At 67.8% G+C, this 18,001-nt stretch carries 14 protein-coding genes and 1 pseudogene; all 15 read right to left on the minus strand.

Going from position 1 to position 18,001, the window contains the following annotated elements; genetic code table 11:
- Positions 1 to 12: 12 nt before the first annotated feature.
- A complete protein-coding gene (locus AC1DC5_RS12475; protein ID WP_476865349.1) occupies positions 13 to 699 on the minus strand; it encodes a DivIVA domain-containing protein in 687 nt (228 codons plus the stop codon).
- Between the two features lie 149 nt (positions 700 to 848).
- Complete coding sequence (locus AC1DC5_RS12480; protein WP_476865350.1) at positions 849 to 1,157, minus strand: YggT family protein; 309 nt, start codon at positions 1,155 to 1,157, stop codon at positions 849 to 851.
- A gap of 139 nt (positions 1,158 to 1,296) precedes the next feature.
- On the minus strand, positions 1,297 to 1,827 hold the full coding sequence (locus AC1DC5_RS12485; RefSeq protein WP_441405358.1) for a cell division protein SepF: 531 nt from the start codon (positions 1,825 to 1,827) through the stop codon (positions 1,297 to 1,299).
- Between the two features lie 87 nt (positions 1,828 to 1,914).
- A complete protein-coding gene (locus AC1DC5_RS12490; RefSeq protein ID WP_476865351.1) occupies positions 1,915 to 2,706 on the minus strand; it encodes a YggS family pyridoxal phosphate-dependent enzyme in 792 nt (263 codons plus the stop codon).
- Complete coding sequence (locus AC1DC5_RS12495; protein WP_476865352.1) at positions 2,699 to 3,469, minus strand: purine nucleoside phosphorylase YfiH/LACC1 family protein; 771 nt, start codon at positions 3,467 to 3,469, stop codon at positions 2,699 to 2,701. The genes AC1DC5_RS12490 and AC1DC5_RS12495 overlap by 8 nt, the downstream gene beginning before the upstream one ends.
- Before the next feature lie 99 nt (positions 3,470 to 3,568).
- Positions 3,569 to 4,789 carry a cell division protein FtsZ gene (ftsZ, locus tag AC1DC5_RS12500; protein ID WP_441405355.1) on the minus strand — a complete coding sequence of 407 codons (1,221 nt, stop codon included), beginning with the start codon at positions 4,787 to 4,789 and terminating at the stop codon, positions 3,569 to 3,571.
- A gap of 308 nt (positions 4,790 to 5,097) precedes the next feature.
- Positions 5,098 to 5,985: a cell division protein FtsQ/DivIB gene (locus AC1DC5_RS12505; RefSeq protein ID WP_476865353.1), complete on the minus strand. Its 888-nt coding sequence runs from the start codon at positions 5,983 to 5,985 to the stop codon at positions 5,098 to 5,100.
- Positions 5,978 to 7,429, minus strand: a complete 1,452-nt coding sequence (gene murC, locus AC1DC5_RS12510; protein WP_476865354.1) for a UDP-N-acetylmuramate--L-alanine ligase — start codon at positions 7,427 to 7,429, stop codon at positions 5,978 to 5,980. Before murC ends, AC1DC5_RS12505 begins: the two co-directional genes overlap by 8 nt.
- A 4-nt stretch (positions 7,430 to 7,433) precedes the next feature.
- On the minus strand, positions 7,434 to 8,600 hold the full coding sequence (locus tag AC1DC5_RS12515) for a UDP-N-acetylglucosamine--N-acetylmuramyl-(pentapeptide) pyrophosphoryl-undecaprenol N-acetylglucosamine transferase (protein WP_476865355.1): 1,167 nt from the start codon (positions 8,598 to 8,600) through the stop codon (positions 7,434 to 7,436).
- A gap of 297 nt (positions 8,601 to 8,897) precedes the next feature.
- A pseudogene (gene ftsW, locus AC1DC5_RS12520) lies at positions 8,898 to 10,238 on the minus strand (putative lipid II flippase FtsW); the annotation flags it as partial.
- A 2-nt stretch (positions 10,239 to 10,240) separates the two neighbouring features.
- A complete protein-coding gene (gene murD / locus AC1DC5_RS12525) occupies positions 10,241 to 11,842 on the minus strand; it encodes a UDP-N-acetylmuramoyl-L-alanine--D-glutamate ligase (RefSeq protein WP_476865356.1) in 1,602 nt (533 codons plus the stop codon).
- Complete coding sequence (gene mraY / locus AC1DC5_RS12530; protein WP_441405350.1) at positions 11,824 to 12,933, minus strand: phospho-N-acetylmuramoyl-pentapeptide-transferase; 1,110 nt, start codon at positions 12,931 to 12,933, stop codon at positions 11,824 to 11,826. The genes murD and mraY overlap by 19 nt, the downstream gene beginning before the upstream one ends.
- On the minus strand, positions 12,930 to 14,408 hold the full coding sequence (locus AC1DC5_RS12535; protein WP_476865357.1) for a UDP-N-acetylmuramoyl-tripeptide--D-alanyl-D-alanine ligase: 1,479 nt from the start codon (positions 14,406 to 14,408) through the stop codon (positions 12,930 to 12,932). The genes mraY and AC1DC5_RS12535 overlap by 4 nt, the downstream gene beginning before the upstream one ends.
- 6 nt (positions 14,409 to 14,414) lie before the next feature.
- Entirely contained in the window at positions 14,415 to 16,073 is a 1,659-nt protein-coding gene (locus AC1DC5_RS12540) for a UDP-N-acetylmuramoyl-L-alanyl-D-glutamate--2,6-diaminopimelate ligase (protein ID WP_476865358.1), read from the minus strand.
- A gap of 123 nt (positions 16,074 to 16,196) precedes the next feature.
- Positions 16,197 to 17,993: a peptidoglycan D,D-transpeptidase FtsI family protein gene (locus tag AC1DC5_RS12545; protein ID WP_441405347.1), complete on the minus strand. Its 1,797-nt coding sequence runs from the start codon at positions 17,991 to 17,993 to the stop codon at positions 16,197 to 16,199.
- Positions 17,994 to 18,001: the final 8 nt, after the last annotated feature.

The following is an 18,001-nucleotide window of genomic DNA, read 5'->3' on the forward strand; positions in this document are numbered from 1 at the left end:
TTGCTTAACGTCCTAGCTGTTGGCTTCAACCTCAGGGGCAGCCACGGAGCCGCGGGCGTCCAGGTCGCGCAGCTGGCCCTCGATGTAGGCCTTCAGGCGTGAACGGTAGTCGCGTTCGAAGCCGCGGAGCTGCTCAACCTTGCGTTCCAGCACGGAGCGCTGCTGCTCGAGGGCACCGAGGATCTTGCGGGACTTCTCCTGGGCGTCGTTGACGAGGCTGCTGGCCTCGATCTGCGCTTCGGCGATGATCTTGTCGCGCTGCTGCTCGCCGTCGGCGACGTGCTTGTCGTGCATCTGCTGCGCCATGGCGAGCAGGCCGGCGGCGGACTCTGCTGCCGGAGTAGCGGCACCGCGGGCCGGGGCGGCTGCCTGTTCGGCTTCCTTCTTCTTGGCAATCTCAGCAGCCTTGGCAGCCTCAGCGGCCTTTGCCTCGGCTTCTGCCTTGGCGCGGTCTTCCTTCTCGGCCTTGACGGGTGCCGGAACCTTTTCCACGACGGGAGCCGCGGCGGCGGAGCTGGCAGGCGTGCCGGCGCCGGATTCGGCGAGCTTCTTGCGCAGCTCGTCGTTCTCCTGGTTCAGGCGTCGCAGTTCGACGACGATCTCGTCCAGGAAGTCATCAACTTCATCCTGGTCGTAGCCTTCGCGGAACTTGGTCGGCTGAAAGCGCTTGTTGACAACGTCTTCTGGCGTCAAAGCCATCTGGTCACCTCGTTGGTCTAGTTAGTCAGTAGGCCTTCCGGCCGTCAAAACTACGGTACCTAAATATGGTCTGGTTCCTCTAATTCAACACCGCAGTGTCAAACCGGAGTTTCTATCTGTTTCGGCTGCGGACCGTGTCCGCCGCCCGGCTACGCCGCGATCGGCTGGGAGAACACCAGGAACTTGGCTACTGCCATGGCGATGGTGACAGCCACGAACAGAAGCAGGAATCCGAGGTCCAGGGATAGTCCGCCGAGCCGCAGCGGCGGAATCAGCCGCTGGAGCAGTTTGACGGGTCTGTCTGTGACCGAATACACAGCATGGGCGGTGACGAGCGCCACGCCGCGCGGCAGCCAGCTCCGTGCGAACATCTGCACCCAGTCGAAGACCAGCCGGACGATGAGGGCAACAAAGAACAACAGCAGCGCGATATAGACAAGTCCGAAAACAATTCCCATGACTTAACTCATATCTCCATGTTCATTCCGGATACCGCAGTGTCCTCGTGATAGTTACGCCTCTATTTCAACACGGATAATTCAGCAGCGATGCCAGACAGGGTGTCCCTGCCTGGCATCCTGGCCGAAAAATCCCGGACTAGCTCTGGTTGAAGAAGCTCGCCTGCGTCTCGCTGACCTTCTTGTCATCGCCGATGACCTCAACATACGACGGCGACAGCAGGAAGACCTTGTTGGTCACGCGCTCGATGCTGCCGCGCAGTCCGAAGACCAGCCCGGCGGAGAAGTCGACGAGGCGCTTGGCGTCCGCCTCCCCCATGTCCGTGACGTTCATAATGACGGGAATGCCATCACGGAAGCTTTCACCAATGAGTTTGGCATCGTTGTAGGACCGCGGGTGGATCGTGGTGATCTGGCGGAGTCCGGTGGGCTCTTCGCGGCTCGATGCCGCTCGCTTGATGGGTGTCACAGGTGCGCGATATTCCTCTTCAGCGGCGTAGGGCTCTTCCCTGGGGGCCTCGCGGACGGGCGCCGGGGCACGGCGTTCCTCGCGGTCATGCTCCATGGAATCGTCCTCATCCTTATGCGATGTTTGGTGCTCGGACTCGTAATGTTCATCGCCATCGGCGAGCCCAAGATAGATCATTGTCTTGCGCAGAGCGCCGGCCATGGTCGACTCCTAATCGTGTCCGTGAGCGGGCCGATCAACGACTTAACAGCCTTGGAATCCCCGCCATTACCTTCCAATACGTTGAACCTACCGCAACGCCGGACGCGGACCGAGAATATCGGAGCCAACGCGAAGGTGTGTCGCCCCGAACCGGACGGCCTGTTCCAGGTCCTGGCTCATGCCCGCGGAAATGCCCGTGGCGTCCGAAAATTGTTCGATCAGCCGCCCGGAAATGCCTGCGAGCTTCTCGAAGGCAGCGGCCGGATCGGCCCCGAGCGGGGCTACGGCCATGACGCCGGCGAGCCTCAGTCCCGCAGCACCAGCCAGCTGTTCGGCCAGTGCGGGCACCTCGTTCGGGGCCGCGCCGCCGCGGTGGGCGCCGGCGTCGTCGTCGAGGCTGACCTGGATGAAGCAGTCCAGCGGCGCCCGCCCGGTGCGTTCGCTTTCGGCTGCCATCGCTTTGCCGAGTGCGGACGCCACCGCCTCCCGGTCCACGGAGTGCACGGCAGACGCGTACTTCACCACAGACTTGGCTTTCTTGCTCTGGAGCTGGCCGACGAAATGCCAGCTCAGGCCAAGGTCTTCGAGCTGCGCCGCCTTCTCCGCCGCCTCCTGGTCCCGGTTCTCCCCGACGTCGGTGACGCCAAGGGCGGCGAGCCGCCGGACATCCTCGGCGGGGTGGAACTTGGTGACTACGATCAGCCGCGGCGGCCGGGCCGCACGCCCGGCAGCGGCAACGGCGTTGTCTATCCGCTCCCGGACGGCAGTGAGCCGCTCCCGGAGCTGCTCCAGCCGGGGATCGGGCTGCCCGCCGCCTGGCTGAACAGCGCCTGGCTGAACAGCGTCTGACTTAACACCGGGGGGCTGCTGCTCATTCATCGGCTGGCCCGCCTGATCGCCCATCGTTGGCCGTCGTGGGTAGGGTCCACACCAGTCCGGCGAATCGTCCGGTGTTCGGGTCGCGGCGGTACGAGAACAGGTTCTCGTCTTCCAGGGTGCAGTTGCCGGAGTATTCGACGCTCACGTCCGCGTCCTGCAGTTGGCTGCGGACGGCGGCCGGCAGGTCCAGGCCCGGCGTTCCGCGGGAGGTTGTGCACCAGGCAGCGGGAACGCGGGCGGCCACGTCGTCGCGCATGTCCGCGGGGACCTCGTAGCATCCTCCGCAGACGGACGGGCCGATCCAGGCGCTGAGCCCCGCCGCACCGAGGTCGCGCATGCGGGCCACGGCCGCAGGGATGACGCCGGATGCGACGCCGGGGCGCCCGGCATGGACGACGGCGAGGACCGGGGTTCCGCCTCCGGCCCTGTCTCCGACCAGGACAACCGGCACACAGTCCGCCACCATCACGGCGAGGGGTTCCCCGAGGGAGACCATGGCGTCAGCGGTCGGGGCATCGGCTCCAAGGCCGTCACCACCGCTGCCGGGGGCAGCCGCTGCGCCAATGCCGGCGACGTCGCTGCCGTGGACCTGGTTCATGTACCGGAAGGGCCGGCCGCCGAGTCCCACCGCCGCTTCGATGCCCGCACGCCGGTGCCGGACCTCCACCGGATCGTCGCCGACATGGAGCGCCAGGTTTCCGGCCCCGGCGTCGGTGAAGGCCACCCAGACGCCGGGCCGGACTTCCGCCCGCCAGGAGAACACGCTAAACCCCAAATCGTTGCCGAACTTGTTTGCAGAACTTCGATCCTACGAGAAAGCACCATGGCACTGCCATCCGGCAGTGCCATGGTGCTTCAGGACCTACTTGAGGAAGTCAGGGACATCCAGATCGTCGGAGTGGCGGCCCGAGAGGTCCGGCTCCACGACGGACGGCAGGTCGACGTCGAAGCCGGAGTCAGCCGGGACTGCGGACGGGCGCTGCTGGCCCCAGCCGCCGTAGCCGGACGCGCCGACCGTGGCGTGCAGGGGCTGGACCTGGGCGGAGGACGGAGCCTGGACCGGAGCTGCTGCCGGGGCGGCCGGGCGCTGCGGTGCCGACTGCGGAAGGGACTGGTCCATGGACGGCGAGGTGGCCTTGACGTCGTCGAAGCCGGCCGCGATGACGGTGACTCGTGCCTCGTCGCCAAGGGCATCGTCGATGACCGCGCCGAAGATGATGTTGGCCTCGGGGTGGGCCACTTCCTGGACCAGGCGGGCGGCCTCGTTGATTTCGAAGAGGCCCAGGTCCGAGCCGCCCTGGATGGACAGCAGGACGCCGTGGGCTCCGTCAATCGACGCTTCCAGCAGCGGGGAGGCGATGGCGAGCTCCGCGGCCTTCACTGCGCGGTCTTCGCCGCGCGCCGAACCGATGCCCATCAGCGCAGAACCGGCGCCCTGCATAACGGACTTGACGTCGGCGAAGTCGAGGTTGATCAGGCCGGGGGTGGTGATCAGGTCGGTGATGCCCTGGACACCGGAGAGGAGGACCTGGTCAGCGGAACGGAACGCGTCCAGAACGGAGACGTTGCGGTCGCTGATGGACAGCAGGCGGTCATTCGGGATGACGATGAGCGTGTCGACTTCGTCGCGGAGGGCGTCGATGCCGGCCTCGGCGGAGCCAGCGCGGCGGCGGCCTTCAAAGGTGAACGGGCGGGTAACAACGCCGATGGTCAGCGCGCCGAGCGAACGGGCGATGCGGGCGACGACGGGCGCGCCGCCAGTGCCGGTGCCGCCGCCTTCGCCGGCGGTAACGAAGACCATGTCAGCGCCGCGGATGACCTCTTCGATTTCTTCGGCGTGGTCCTCGGCAGCCTGCCGGCCGACCTCAGGGTTCGCACCGGCTCCCAGGCCGCGCGTCAGCTCACGCCCGATGTCGAGTTTGACGTCTGCATCGCTCATCAACAATGCCTGCGCATCGGTGTTGACAGCAATGAATTCGACGCCTCGAAGACCGACCTCGATCATGCGGTTGACTGCGTTCACGCCACCGCCGCCGATGCCGACGACCTTGATGACGGCCAAGTAATTCTGCGGAGCTGCCACGTTACGTGTCCCTTGTTCGTGTTCTATTGCGAAAACTGTTGGAGTCGGGCTTGAAGCTTTGAACCTTAACCTTCGACTTGAAGGTTATAGTTATGTCAAGTAACTCATGCTGTGACGCTATTTCCTTGCGTGGTGACATTCAATAACCGCCGCCGCGTGTCGCGGTAATACCGCCGAAATAGCTTCTTTTGGTGCCGTCCTAGTGACCGTGCTTCGGACGGCGTTGCTGCTGGTGTCGCTGCGGCGGCCGGCCGAGGGCCCAGCGGGTTGCGGGCGCCCCTGCCCTTTGCCGGCCAAGTGCTGGGCAGCTATCGGGTGACCGGGTGCCGCGGCACACTCACATCGTAGATCCGGACGGGGTTCTTCGGGTCCGCAGGTGCCTTCAGCAGGGCCTCGAGGACCTTTGCCTTGAGCTCCTTCTCCCCCGAGTTTCCCCAGACGATGGTCTGGCCGTCGACGAGTTTGAGCTCAACGGCATCCACCGACTTCGCCGAGGCGTTGGAGAGCCGCGCCAGCACATCGGCGGGCAGCGCCCCCAGGACCCCGGTGATGGCATGGAACAGGTCCTTCGGCAGGGTGCCGCCTCCGCCGTCGATAACCGGAAGCTGCGTGGCAGCCGGGTCTGCTGAGTCGCTGAGCGTCACGCCGTCGGCGTCCACCAGCTGGTGCGCGTCACCCTGTTTGACCAGCGCCACCGGCACGCGTTCGGTCACCTTGACCTGCAGCGTCGACGGCGGGCGGGCCTGCGTGCTGACTTCCTTGACCTGGACCAGCGGCTGCAGGAGTGCGGTGACGTCGCCGTCGCTGATCTGCGGCAGCGGCTTGCCCTGCAGCGGCGCGAGGGCGGTCTGGATCTGCTCCGTGGTCAGCAGTTTGGTGCCCTCCACGGTTACGGTCTGCAGCGCCAGGACCGGCGAGTAGACAGCCGCGGCGAGGATCCCCGCGACCAGCGCGGCCAGGGCACCGATCGTGCCCAGCAGGATGCGCTTTCGGCGTTTGGCCTTCGGTTCGGGAAAGGACAGGACATTGTCCCGGGCCGCCGGGGCCACCGGGGCGGCCCCGGCACCGCTGGCGGTGCTGTTGGGCCCGCCTGGGCTCTCCTTGGATGCCGAGATGACATCGGGCGTCGCCGTCTGGCGCGCGGACGGCGAACGGCCCGCGCCTGCCTTGTAACTGGGGCGGCGGGTGCTAGGCACCGGGAGCACCGCCGTTCAGGGCTGCACTGTCGTTGAGGGCCGCACCGTCGTTCAGGGCCGCAACAATCAGCGGCCCGTAGGCCGTGACGTCGCCGGCTCCGGCCGTGAGCACGATGTCCCCCGGCGCGGCGGCGGACACCATGGCCTGCACAGCCTCACCGCCCGGCCCGACAAGCCGGCCGCCGGCGCCAAGGTGGTCGGCGATCAGCTGGCTGCTGACGCCCGGAATCGGGTCTTCGCGGGCGGGATAGATATCCAGGACCAGGGCCGTGTCAGCGGCGTTGAGCGCTGCGGCGAACTCTTCGGCGAATTCGCGGGTCCGAGAGAACAGGTGCGGCTGGAAGAGGACGTGCAGCTTGTGGCCTCCGGCCACCGACCGTGCTGCAGACAGGGCTGCCCGCACTTCCGTGGGGTGGTGGGCGTAGTCGTCGTAGACCCGGACGCCGCGGCCCTCGCCCTTGAACTCGAAGCGCCGGGACGCGCCCGTGAAGTGCGCCAGAGCGCCGGCGGCAGTCGCGGGGTCGACGCCGAGTTCCAGGGCGACGGCGAACGCCGCCGCCGCGTTGAGCGCGTTGTGCCGCCCGGGCACGTGGAGGTCGAGGGGGAACCGGCCGGCGGGGGTGGTGATCGAGACGTCCCCGGGGCCACCGTCGTGCAGAACGAGCTGGGCGTCATCGCTGGTGCCGTAGAGCACGACGCGCGTGTTGCCGCGTTCCAGGGTCCGCAGGGCCAGGGCCCTGGCGCCGGGATCGTCAGCGCAGGCGACAAGCACGCCGTCTGCCGGAAGCAGCGCGGTGAAGCGGTCGAAGGAGGCGTACACGGCTTCGGCCGTGCCGTAGAAGTCGAGGTGGTCCGGTTCGACGTTCGTCACGACGGCAATCTGCGGGCGGTAGTTCAGGAAGGAGCCATCGGATTCGTCGGCCTCCGCGACAAAGACCGGCGAGCTGCCGCTGGCGGCGTTCACGCCCAGCGCCGGAACGTTCGCGCCGATGGCGAACGACGGGTCCAGCCCCGCGCCCTGCAGAAGCACTGCAATCATCGATGTGGTGGTGGATTTGCCGTGCGTGCCGGCCACCGTCACGGCGGTGTCCTGCGCCATTGCGGCCGCGAGTGCCTCCGAGCGGTGCAGCACGGGCAGTCCGGCCGCCCGCGCCGCAGCCAGCTCGGGATTGTCCGGGCGGATGGCGGAGCCGGCAACGACGCTCTGCGCGTCGCCCAGGTTGGCGGCGTCGTAGCCGACGCAGATCCGTGCGCCGGCCGCTGCCAAGTCCGTCATGACCGGCAGGTCCTTGGCGTCGGAACCGCTGACCGGCAGGCCGCGGGCCACCATGATGCGGGCCACGGCGGACATCCCTACGCCGCCGATACCGATGAAATGCATCCGGCCGAGGGATTCCGCGGAGCGGACGGCCGAGGTGGTGTGCTGGTGCTCGGGCTGAGTCATTGCTCTACTGCTTCCTGCCGGGTTTGACGTGTTTCACGGGTTTCGCTGACTTCGCCTGGACAGAGGCCGCCGCCTCGAGGACCAGATCCGCCATGCTCCGGTCGGCGTCGCGAATGCCGAGCTTCTCGGCGCTGTCAGCCATCCGTGCAAGCCTGGCAGGGTCCTGCAGCAGGGGGATGATGTGCTCGCTGACCCAACCGGGAGAAAACGTGCTGTCCTCGACGAGCAGGGCCCCTCCCGCCTCGACGAGTCCGGCTGCGTTGAGCGCCTGTTCGCCGTTGCCGATCGGCAGCGGTACGAAGACGGCGGGCAGGCCGACGGCGGCCACCTCGCTGACGGTCGCGGCGCCGGAGCGGGCCAGCAGCAGGTCCGCCGCGGCGTACACCGTTTCCATTCCGTCGACGTATTCGAGCTGCTGGTAGCCCGGGGCGGCGAGTGGCTTGCCGTCGGCGTCGTGGACTGCCTTGCCGCGGCCGGTGATGTGCAGGGTCTGGATGCCGGCCTCCGCGAGGAGGCCTGCCGACGCGGCCATGGTGCGGTTGATGCTTTGGGCGCCCGAGGAGCCGCCGGTGACAATCAGGGCCGGGCGGTCCGGGTCCAGGCCGAGTGCTGCGCGGGCCGCGGTCCTGGCGGCGGCCCGGTCGAGGCCGGAGATTTCCTTGCGCATCGGCATGCCGACGTGGCGGGAGGCACCCAGCCTGGTGGCGCCGAAGGCCACGGCCACGTGTCCGCCCAGCAGTGCCCCCACGCGGTTCGCGAGCCCGGGCCGAGTGTTGGCCTCGTGGATGACGATGGGGATCTTGCGGCGCCGGGCGGCCAGGTACATCGGCGTGCAGACGTATCCCCCGACGCCGACCAGGACGTCGGCTTTGGCCTCCTCGAGGATGACCCCGGCCTGCTTGACAGCGCCTGCCAGTCGCCCGGGCAGCCGCAGCAGGTCCAGGGAGGGCCGTCGCGGGAAGGGAACGCGGCTGATCGTGACGAGGCCGACCCCGGCGGCCGGAACCAGCCGGGCTTCCATGCCGCCCGGTGTACCCACGGCCAGCAGCCGCGCATCGGGGCGGGCTTCCCGGACGGCGTTGGCGATGGCCAGGAGCGGGCTGATGTGCCCGGCTGTTCCGCCGCCGGCGAGGACGACGGATAACTGGGATACAGGGGACTCGGTGTTCATGGAGGCCTATTTACGCTTTCGTGCAGGATTGCGGGGGGCGGGAGTTCTGGTGGCCGGCTTTCGGTTGGCCGGCGTCCCTGGGGAGTCCGTGGTGACCGCGGATCTTGGCGCGGCGGATCTTGGGGCCACGGATTTCGGGGCGGCCGCGGCGGGGGCAGTCGCCTTGGCCGTTGTGGCCGTTTTGCTGGCTGTGTTGCCGGACTTCTTCTTGGCTGTGTTCTTGGCTGTGCTCTTGGTTGCGTTCCTGGCTGCGTCGCGCTCGGCGTTCCGCTTCCGCAGGGACGCCGCCAGCCCGGCCGGGCCGTACCTGAACAACCCCTTGGGCTGGAGCCCGGGCGCCATCTGAGCCCGGGCCAGTGACAAGACTACGCCGATCGCGCACAGGGACATGAGCAGCGCCGAGCCGCCGTAGGAAATGAACGGGAGCGGGATGCCCACCACGGGGGCCAGTCCGGTGACCACGGCCATGTTGACCGTCGCCTGGCCCAGCAGCCAGACCATGATGGTGCCGGCCAGGACGCGGTGGAACATGTCCTTCTGGGCTACTACAACCCGGTAGATGGCGGTGCCGAGGATGGCGAAGAGCACCAGCACCACGAGTGTTCCGACCAGTCCGAGCTCCTCGCCGATGATGGCGAAGATGAAGTCGTTGTGGGCTTCCGGGATCCAGCTGTATTTCTGCCGGCTTTGCCCCAGCCCCACCCCGAACCAGCCCCCGGAGGCCAGGCCGTACAGGCCGTTGGTCGACTGGTAGTTGAGGTCGGAGCCATCCGCGCAGGTCTGGCCGGACCAGGACAGGATCCGGCACATCCGGTTGGGGCTGGTGATCGCCATGACGGCCGTGCCCACGGCGATGACGGCGCCGGCGATGCCGAACAGGTACAGCCGCACCCCGGCGAAGAACAGGGCGGCGGCCGTGATCATCATGACGATCATGGCGGTGCCGAGGTCGTTGCCCACCAGGATGAGGCCGATCACTCCTGCGGCTCCCGGGAGAACCACGGGGACCAGGGCGTGCCGTGCCTGGGAGAGCAGCTTGGCCTTGCGGTCCAGGACCGTGGCCATCCACAAGGCAAGCGCCAGTTTGGCCGCCTCGGACGGCTGGAACGTGAACGGCCCGACGTCGATCCAGTTCTTGTTGCCGAGGGCGCTGCGGCCGACCAGCAGCACCAGCACCAGCAGGACGAAGGCGACGATGATGGCGATCCAGGCGCCGCGTTTGAGCCAGACGACGTTGACCCGCGAGAGCAGGAACATGCCAAACAGCCCGATCCCGGCGAACAGCCCCTGCTTCAGGGCCGCCGTGTAGGGCGACTCCCCCGCTGCGATGGCCTCGACGCTGGAGGCCGAGAGCACCATCATGATGCCGATCGCCGTCAGCGCCAGCGTGGAACCCAGGATCAGGTAGTACGTGGAGCCGTTGCGGGACTTGCCCGTTCCTTCGAGGGCGGACCAGAACCCCCGATACCAGCCCCGGACCTTACGGCCGGCTGCTTGCACGCCGGCTGCTTGCACGCCGGCTGGGGCCGGCACGTCGGAAGGCCGGGTTGCCGACGACGAGGTTGCTGACGACGGTGTTCCGGACGGCTTGGTTGCAGCCGAAGAGGCCGCGGGGGAACGTGTGGGCGTGCTGACCATAGTTACTCCTTGCTGGTCTGAGCCTGCCCTTCCACGAGCTCGCGGACAGCTTCAATGAAGGCGTCGCCACGGTGAGCGTAGGAAGAGAACTGGTCCATGGATGCAGCCGCCGGGGCCAGGAGCACTGTGTCCCCGGAGGCGGCTAGCTGCGCCGCCGAGGCAACAGCCCGAGCCATCACAGTCTCGCCGAAGATCGGTGAGGGTCCAGCTTCGGCGTCGGCCGTCCCGGCAGTCTGCACCTGTTCAGTTTCGCCCTTCCCCTCACCGATCACGGGGACATCCGGTGCGTGTCGCTGCAGCGCGGAGCGCAGATCGCCGGAGTCGGCCCCGATCAGGACCACGGCCTTGAGCCGGCGCGCGTGCTCCTGGACGAGCGCGTCGTAATTCACGCCTTTGGAGAGCCCGCCCGCGATCCACACGACGTCCTCGAACGCGGAGAGCGATGCCGCGGCCGCATGCGGGTTGGTGGCTTTGGAGTCATTGACCCAGAGGACGCCGTCGTGCCGGGCAACAACCTGGATGCGGTGGTCCCCCGGCAGGAAGTTCAGCAGACCCTTGCGCACGGCGGCCGGTTCGACGCCGTAGGCCCGGACCAACGCCGCCGCGGCCAGGGCATTGGCCACCATGTGACGCGGGGCCACGGCGCCAAGGTCGGACACGGACGCCAGTTCCGCGGCGCTGTCCTTGCGCTCGGCGATGAAGGCGCGGTCCACCAGGAGACCCTCGACGACGCCGAGCATGCTGACGGCCGGCGTGACGGTGGTGAAGGCCACCGCGCGGCAGCCTTCGACGACGTCGGCTTCTTCGACCATGCGTTCGGTTTCGATCTGCTCGGCGTTGTAGACGCAAGCCTTCTGGGTGTTTTCGTAGACCTTGGCCTTGTCCGCCAGGTAGGACGCGTAGGAGCCGTGCCAGTCCACGTGGTCCTCGGCCACGTTCAGGCAGACGCTCGCCACCGGGGAGACGGAATCGCTCCAGTGCAGCTGGAAGCTGGAGAGCTCGACGGCGAAGACGTCGTAGTCCACCGGATCGCGCAGGGCGTCCAGGATCGGGGTGCCGACGTTGCCGACGGCGATCGCCTTGAGTCCGGCGGCCTGCAGCATCGATTCGGTCAGCCCGACGGTGGTCGTCTTGCCGTTGGTGCCGGTGATGGTGAGCCAGTCCGCGGTCTTGCGTCCCTTGCGTTCCCGGACCCGCCACGCGAGTTCGACGTCGCCCCAGACGGGGATGTGGGCCCTCGCGGCTGCGGCGAGCAGGGCCTGGTCCGGCCGCCAGCCCGGGGAGGTGACGATCAGGTCCGGCTTTGCACCGTCGATTTTCGGGACGGTCTCCACGGCGTCCTCGCCCAGCAGGACGTCCACGGCCCCGACGATGCGCAGGGTGTCGGCCTGGGCCTGCGCCGTGGTGCCGGTGGCGGCGTCCACGACGACCACGCGGGCACCAAGTTCGATCAGGGTGTCCGCGGCGGCGAAGCCGGAGACCCCGATGCCGGTGACGACGACCCGCAGTCCGGCCCAGTCGGAGTCCCAGGTGACCAGGTCCTGGAGCCTGGGTGAGGTGGTGAGGGGCACCGGAATAGGACCAGTCACAGCAGTACCACCCATTCGGCGTAGAAGATGCCCAGTCCGGCGGCGACAAAGAGGCCACACAGGATCCAGAACCGGACGACGACGGTGACTTCCGCCCAGCCTTTGAGTTCAAAGTGGTGCTGGAGCGGGGCCATCTTGAAGAATCTCTTGCCCTTGGTGAGCTTGAAGTAGCCGACCTGGATGATCACCGAGAGGGTGATGAGCACGAAGAGGCCGCCGATGAAGGCGAGCAGCAGCTCGGTCCGGGACAGGATCGCGAAGCCGGCGACGGCGCCGCCGATGGCCAGAGACCCGGTGTCCCCCATAAAGATCTTGGCCGGTGAGGTGTTCCACCACAGGAAGCCCACCAGGGCCGCGCTGAGGATGGCGGCGAGCAGGGCAAGGTCCAGCGGGTCACGGACCGTGTAGCAGCCGGAGCCTGCCTGCCGCGGCGAACCGCAGGACTGGTTGCTCTGCCAGATGCCCATGAGGGTGTAGGCGCCGAACACCATGATGGAGGCGCCGGCGGCGAGTCCGTCCAGACCGTCCGTGAGGTTCACGCCGTTGGTGGCGGCGGTGATGATCAGGTTGGACCACAGCACGAAGAGGATGGTGCCCAGGAGCGTGCCGGCGAAGGCCAGGTTCAGCCACGGGATGTCGCGGACCAGGGAGATCTGGTACGATGCGGGCGTCACCCCGGTCTCGTCCGGGAAATAGAGGGCCAGGATCGCGAAGATGATGCCTACGGCGGCCTGCAGGATCAGCTTGGCCTTGGCGTTCAGGCCCAGGCTCCGCTGCTTGGAGATCTTGATGAAGTCATCCAGGAATCCGACCAGCCCCATGCCGACCATCAGGAACAGCAGCAGCAGGGCCGAGGCGGACGGGCCCGGCGACGCCGGGTTGATCAGCCACATGATCAGATGCGTGATGCCGTAGCTCGCGAGCACCGCCAGGACGACGACGGTGCCTCCCATCGTGGGGGTGCCGCGCTTGGTGTGGTGGGAGGTGGGGCCGTCATCCCGGATGAATTGCCCGTAGCTCTTCCGGACCAGGAAGCGGATAAAGAGCGGGGTGCCCAGGAAGGCAAACAGCAGGGCCAGTCCAGCGCCCATCAGCAGTGCAATCACAGCAGCGCACTCCCTTCAGTGGCGGTTCCGGCAGTGTCTGGGGGTAATGCTATCCGATCGCCCAAATGACGCAGCCCGATGCTGTTGGAAGACTTGAAGAGCACCAGGTCACCGGGTTCCAGTTCCGCCTGCAGCAGTTCGTAGGCCTCGTCCGGGGTCTCGGCGAAGACGCATTCGTTGCCCCAGGATCCCTCGTTGACGGCGGAGACGTAGAGCGAGCGTGCCTCGCGTCCCACGACGACGAGCCGGGAAATATTGAGCCGCACCACCTGGGTGCCGACCGCCATGTGTTCGCGGATGGAATCGGGGCCCAGTTCGAGCATCGCGCCCAGCACGGCCCAGGTCCGCCGGCCGCGTCCGAGGTCGGCGAGCGTGCGCAGGGCTGCGCGCATGGATTCCGGGTTGGCGTTGTAGGCATCGTTGATGATGGTGACGCCGTCGGCCCGCTCGGTCCGCTCCATCCGCCAGCGGCTGGCGGCCGTTTGGGCGCTGAGGGACGCGGCGATCCGCGCCGCCGGGACGCCGGCCGAGTGCGCGGCAGCCGCGGCCGCCAGCAGGTTGGCGATGTGGTGCGCGCCGATCAGCCGGGCCGTGACGTGGTGGCCGGTGCTCTCACCGGGCAGGAAAAGTTCGAATTCCGGGCAGCCGCCGGCATTCAGCTCGACGCCTTCCGCGCGGACCCGCCCGGCTCCTGCTGCGTCGCCGGCAGCCTGGGCGGTGTAGCCAAGGACGGTGGCCCGGGTGCGCTCCGCCATGGCGGCGACCCGCGCGTCGTCCAGGTTGAGGACGGCGGTGCCTTCGGACGGCAGCGCCTCAACGAGTTCGCCCTTGGCGCGGGCGATGTTCTCCACTCCGCCGAACTCGCCGGCGTGGGCAGTGCCGACGCCGAGGACCACTCCGATATCGGGGCGGACCATCTCCGCAAGGTAGCTGATGTGTCCTACACCCGTGGCACCCATCTCGATCACGAGGTAACGGGTGTCGACGCCGGCCTTGAAAACGGTGAGCGGAACGCCGACTTCGCCGTTGTAGGAACCCTGCGGGGCAATGGTTGGACCCTCCGCGGCGAGAATTCCGGCGAGCAGGTCCTTCGTGGTGGTTTTCCCGGCGGAACCGGTAATGCCGATCACGGTCAGCGGCTCGCCGTCGGCCGCGCGGCTGGCACGGATCCGTCGGACGGCTTCCGCGGCGAGGGCACCCATCGCGAGGACCGAGTCCTGGACCACAACGGCGGGGTAGTTGACCCCGGCCCCGTCGGCGACGTCGTGCTCGACGAGCGCCAGTACGGCGCCGCGGTCGAACGCGGCGGCGACGAAGTCGTGGCCGTCGGCCGTCTCCCCCGCCTTGGCCACGTAGAGGGATCCCGGTGCGGCTTCCCGGGAGTCGGTCACCACGGACCCGGGGGTAATCCCCGGTTCCGCGGCCAGCCGGCCGTTGGTAATGTCGGCGATTTCCGCCGCGGTAAATGCAATCATGTCGGTTTAGGACTCTATCCGCTGGTCTTCGAGAACGGTGAATCCCCGAGCTGTCAAGGCGGAGCGGAGCTCCACCCTGTCGTCAAGGGCGAGGTTGACACCCTTGACTTCCTGCCACACTTCGTGGCCCCGTCCCGCGACGAGGATGGTGTCTGCCGGGCCCGCGAGTTCCACGGCTTTCCGGATGGCGGCGTCCCGGGGGTAAACCTCCAGGATGGTGCAGCCGAGGCCCTCGTCTTCCTTGGCCCCGGTCGCGCCGGCCATCACGTCGGCACGGATCGCCGCGGCGTCCTCGTCGTGCGGGTCGTCGTCGCTGACGATGACGGTGTCGGCAAGGCGTGCGGCGATGGCACCCATGGCCGGGCGCTTGCCCTGGTCGCGTTGTCCGGTGGCGCCAAAGACGATGATCACGCGGGATCCCGGTTCCGGGGAACGTACCGCCTCCAGTGCCCGTGCCAGGGCGTCCGGGTTGTGGGCAAAGTCGACCACCGCGGCGGGGGCGGTGGAGACGAGCTGCATGCGGCCGGGGACGGCGACCGTGAAGGGGTCGCCCGCGTCGAGGGCCGCCTGGACGGTAGCGGCGTCGTGGCCGCCGTCGAGCACCATGACCGTGGCCAGCGCGGCGTTGGCCACGTTGAAGCTGCCGGGCAGCCCGGCATGGACGCGCAGTTCCGTGCCGCTGCTGTGGCGGAGGGTGAAGTCCGTGCCGAGCCCGCGCGGGACCGGGTTGATGACCGTCCAGTCCGCCGCGGCCGGCGTCCCGGCCGCCGCGCCGTCGCCGTGGGTGGCCAGTGTGGTGACCGGGATGCCGGCGGTGGCTGCCAGCGTTCGGCCCCACTCATCGTCAACTGTCACGACGGCGCGGCGGGCCCGTTCCGGGGTGAAGAGCCGGGCCTTGGTCTGGAAGTACTCGTCCATGCTTCCGTGCAGGTCGAGGTGGTCCTGGGTCAGGTTGGTGAAGCCGGCGACGTCGAAAACGACCCCGTCCACGCGGTGGAACGAGACGGCGTGCGAGGAGACCTCCATGGAGGCGGCGTCGAGGCCGCGTTCGCGCATCAGCGCGAGCAGGGCGTGGACATCGGTGGATTCGGGTGTCGTGAGGAGACTGGGAATCGGCGCGCCGCCGGCCAGGATCTCGATGGTGCCGATCAGTCCGGTCTTCTGCCCGAGGGCCTGCAGCAGGGCGTTGATGAAGTACGTGGTGGTGGTTTTGCCGTTGGTGCCCGTGACGCCGAAGAGGGCCGGCGTCTGCGCATCCTGGGGGCGGCTCTGGTAGATCAGGGCGGATAGTCCGCCCACGAGGCTTCGGGGTTCCTCTGCCAGGAGCACCGGAACGGCAATGTCGTGCGAGAACGCCAGCAGGCGCGCGCCGGCGTCGTCCGTCAGCACGGCCGCCGCTCCGGCTTCGACGGCCTGGGAGACAAAGTCGGCACCGTGCCGGCTCGCGCCGGGCAGTGCGACGTACAGGTCGCCGGGCAACACGGCGCGGGAATTCAGGGAGATCCCGGTGACCAGGACAGAGCCGGAAGCACCGGGGACAACGACGCCGATCGATTCGCCGATGGTGGCCAGCGGCACGGGAGCCACCGCAGAGGGCCGGAAGCCCGCGGTGGATCCGGGACCGGACGGCGCAGCGGAAGCGCCGGGGGCATTCTGATCTGACAAGTGGATCTCCGTTGGTGGTGCTGGCGGATCGGGCGCTGCGCGCGGAGGAACACTCCGGCCCGCAGGCTCATTTTCCCGGTACAGGTTCGTGGTGGACGGGCTGGTGCTGGTTTCTCGCGCGTGCTACTTGGCGTACTGCGGCAACCGGACGGGCTCTCCGGTGGACGGCGGGACGTTGTACGTCCGCAGCGCCTGGCTCATCACGGACCGGAAAACCGGTCCGTTCGAGATTCCGTAGATATCGCCCTTGGGCCGTTGCAGGACCACTTCAACAATAAACCGCGGATCGTCCATCGGCGCCATCCCCACCATCGACGCCGTGAAGCCGCAGAACCCGGCGGTGCCGTCGTCACACGGCGATTGCGAGGTGCCGGTCTTGGCCCCGACCCGGTAGCCGTCCAGCCCCGCTTCCTTGATCTGGCCCTCCGTGACGGCGCTCTCGAGGATGTCCCGGACCTGCCGGGCGGTGTCCGGGGAGACAATTTGCCGGGGATCCTGCGCCGGCACTTTCTCCTCTGTGCCGTCAGGGGTGATGTAGCTGTCGATCAGCCGCGGCTGGAGCATCACGCCGTTGTTGGCGATGCTTTGGAAGGCCCGGACGGTCTGGAGCGTGGACTGCGAGACGCCCTGGCCGAACAGCACGGTGTACTCCTGGCGGCCGTCCCATTGCTCGTAGGGTGTCAGGATGCCCTTGGTCTGGGCAGGGAGTCCAATGTCCGGCGCCTCCCCGATGCCGAACTTCTTCAGCCAGTCGTAGCGCTGCTCCTTGCTGAGCCGCTGGCCGGCCATGACGGTGCCGGTGTTCATGGACCAGCCCAGGATGCCGGCCAGGGTCCGGTCCTCGGTGCCGTGGGTGAAGGAGTCGTTGAACGTCTGACCGTCCACGGTGTACGACGGCGGGATGGTGAACTTGTCCAGCGGACTGGATTTGCCCTCCTCGATCAGGGCTGAGGCCGTGATCATCTTCTCCACCGAGCCGGGCTCGTAGGCGGCCGTGACGGCACGGACGCCGCGGTCTTTCGCATCGACCTTGCCCGGATCGTTGGGGTCCGGGGCGTTGGTGTCCGCCATTGCGATGATGTCGCCGGTCTTGATGTCCTGGACGATGACGACGCCCCACTCGGCACTGAGTTTGTCCCGCTGGCTTTGAATGGCCTGCTGGGCGAAGTACTGGAGATCCGAGTTCAGGGTGAGCTTGATGTCCTTGCCGTTCACGGCGGGGGTCAGCTGGTCCACTCCGACCGGGATGCGGAGCCCGTCGGCGCCGATCTCGAAGAGCCGCTTGCCGGGGGTGCCTTTCAGGATCTCGTCCTGCGTCTGCTCGAGGCCGGCCTGGCCGGTGGTGCCGTCCCTCAGGAAGCCCACAATCCCGCCGGCCACCGAGCCGTTGGGGTACACACGCTTGCTGGTGCCTACTGTGACGATGCCGGGGATCTGGAGTTTGGAGATGCGGTCCTCGACGTCGGGCTTCACGTCCTTGGCGACGATGTAGTACGGCTGGTTCCCGGTGAGAGCATCCTTGAGCGTGGACTTCTCCATGCCGAGCAGTGCGGCGAGCTCGGAGATGCCCTCGTCCCGGGACACTTTAACGAGCTCTTCCGTGGCCTCGTCGAAACGCCGGAACGTCTCGGTTTTGGTGTTGACTCTCTGGTCGACGACGACGTTGTAGCGGATCACGCTGCTGGCAAGGACAGTGCCGTTGGCGTCCAGGATGCTGCCGCGCTCGGCTGGAAGTTCGACCGGTGTGAGCCTGTTCTGGAGGGCGGCCTCGGCCATGCCTCCGACGTCGAGGCCCTGGACGAGGAAGAGCTTTCCGCCGACGACCAGGAGGAGCGTCAGCATGACGCCAAGGCCCAGGCGCAGCCGCCGGGTCGCGTTCGGCGCTTTCGCCTTGCGTGCCTTGCCGGTGTTCTGCGCCACGATGTTTC

The sequence above is a fragment of the Arthrobacter sp. 10L424 genome (genome assembly GCF_056395325.1).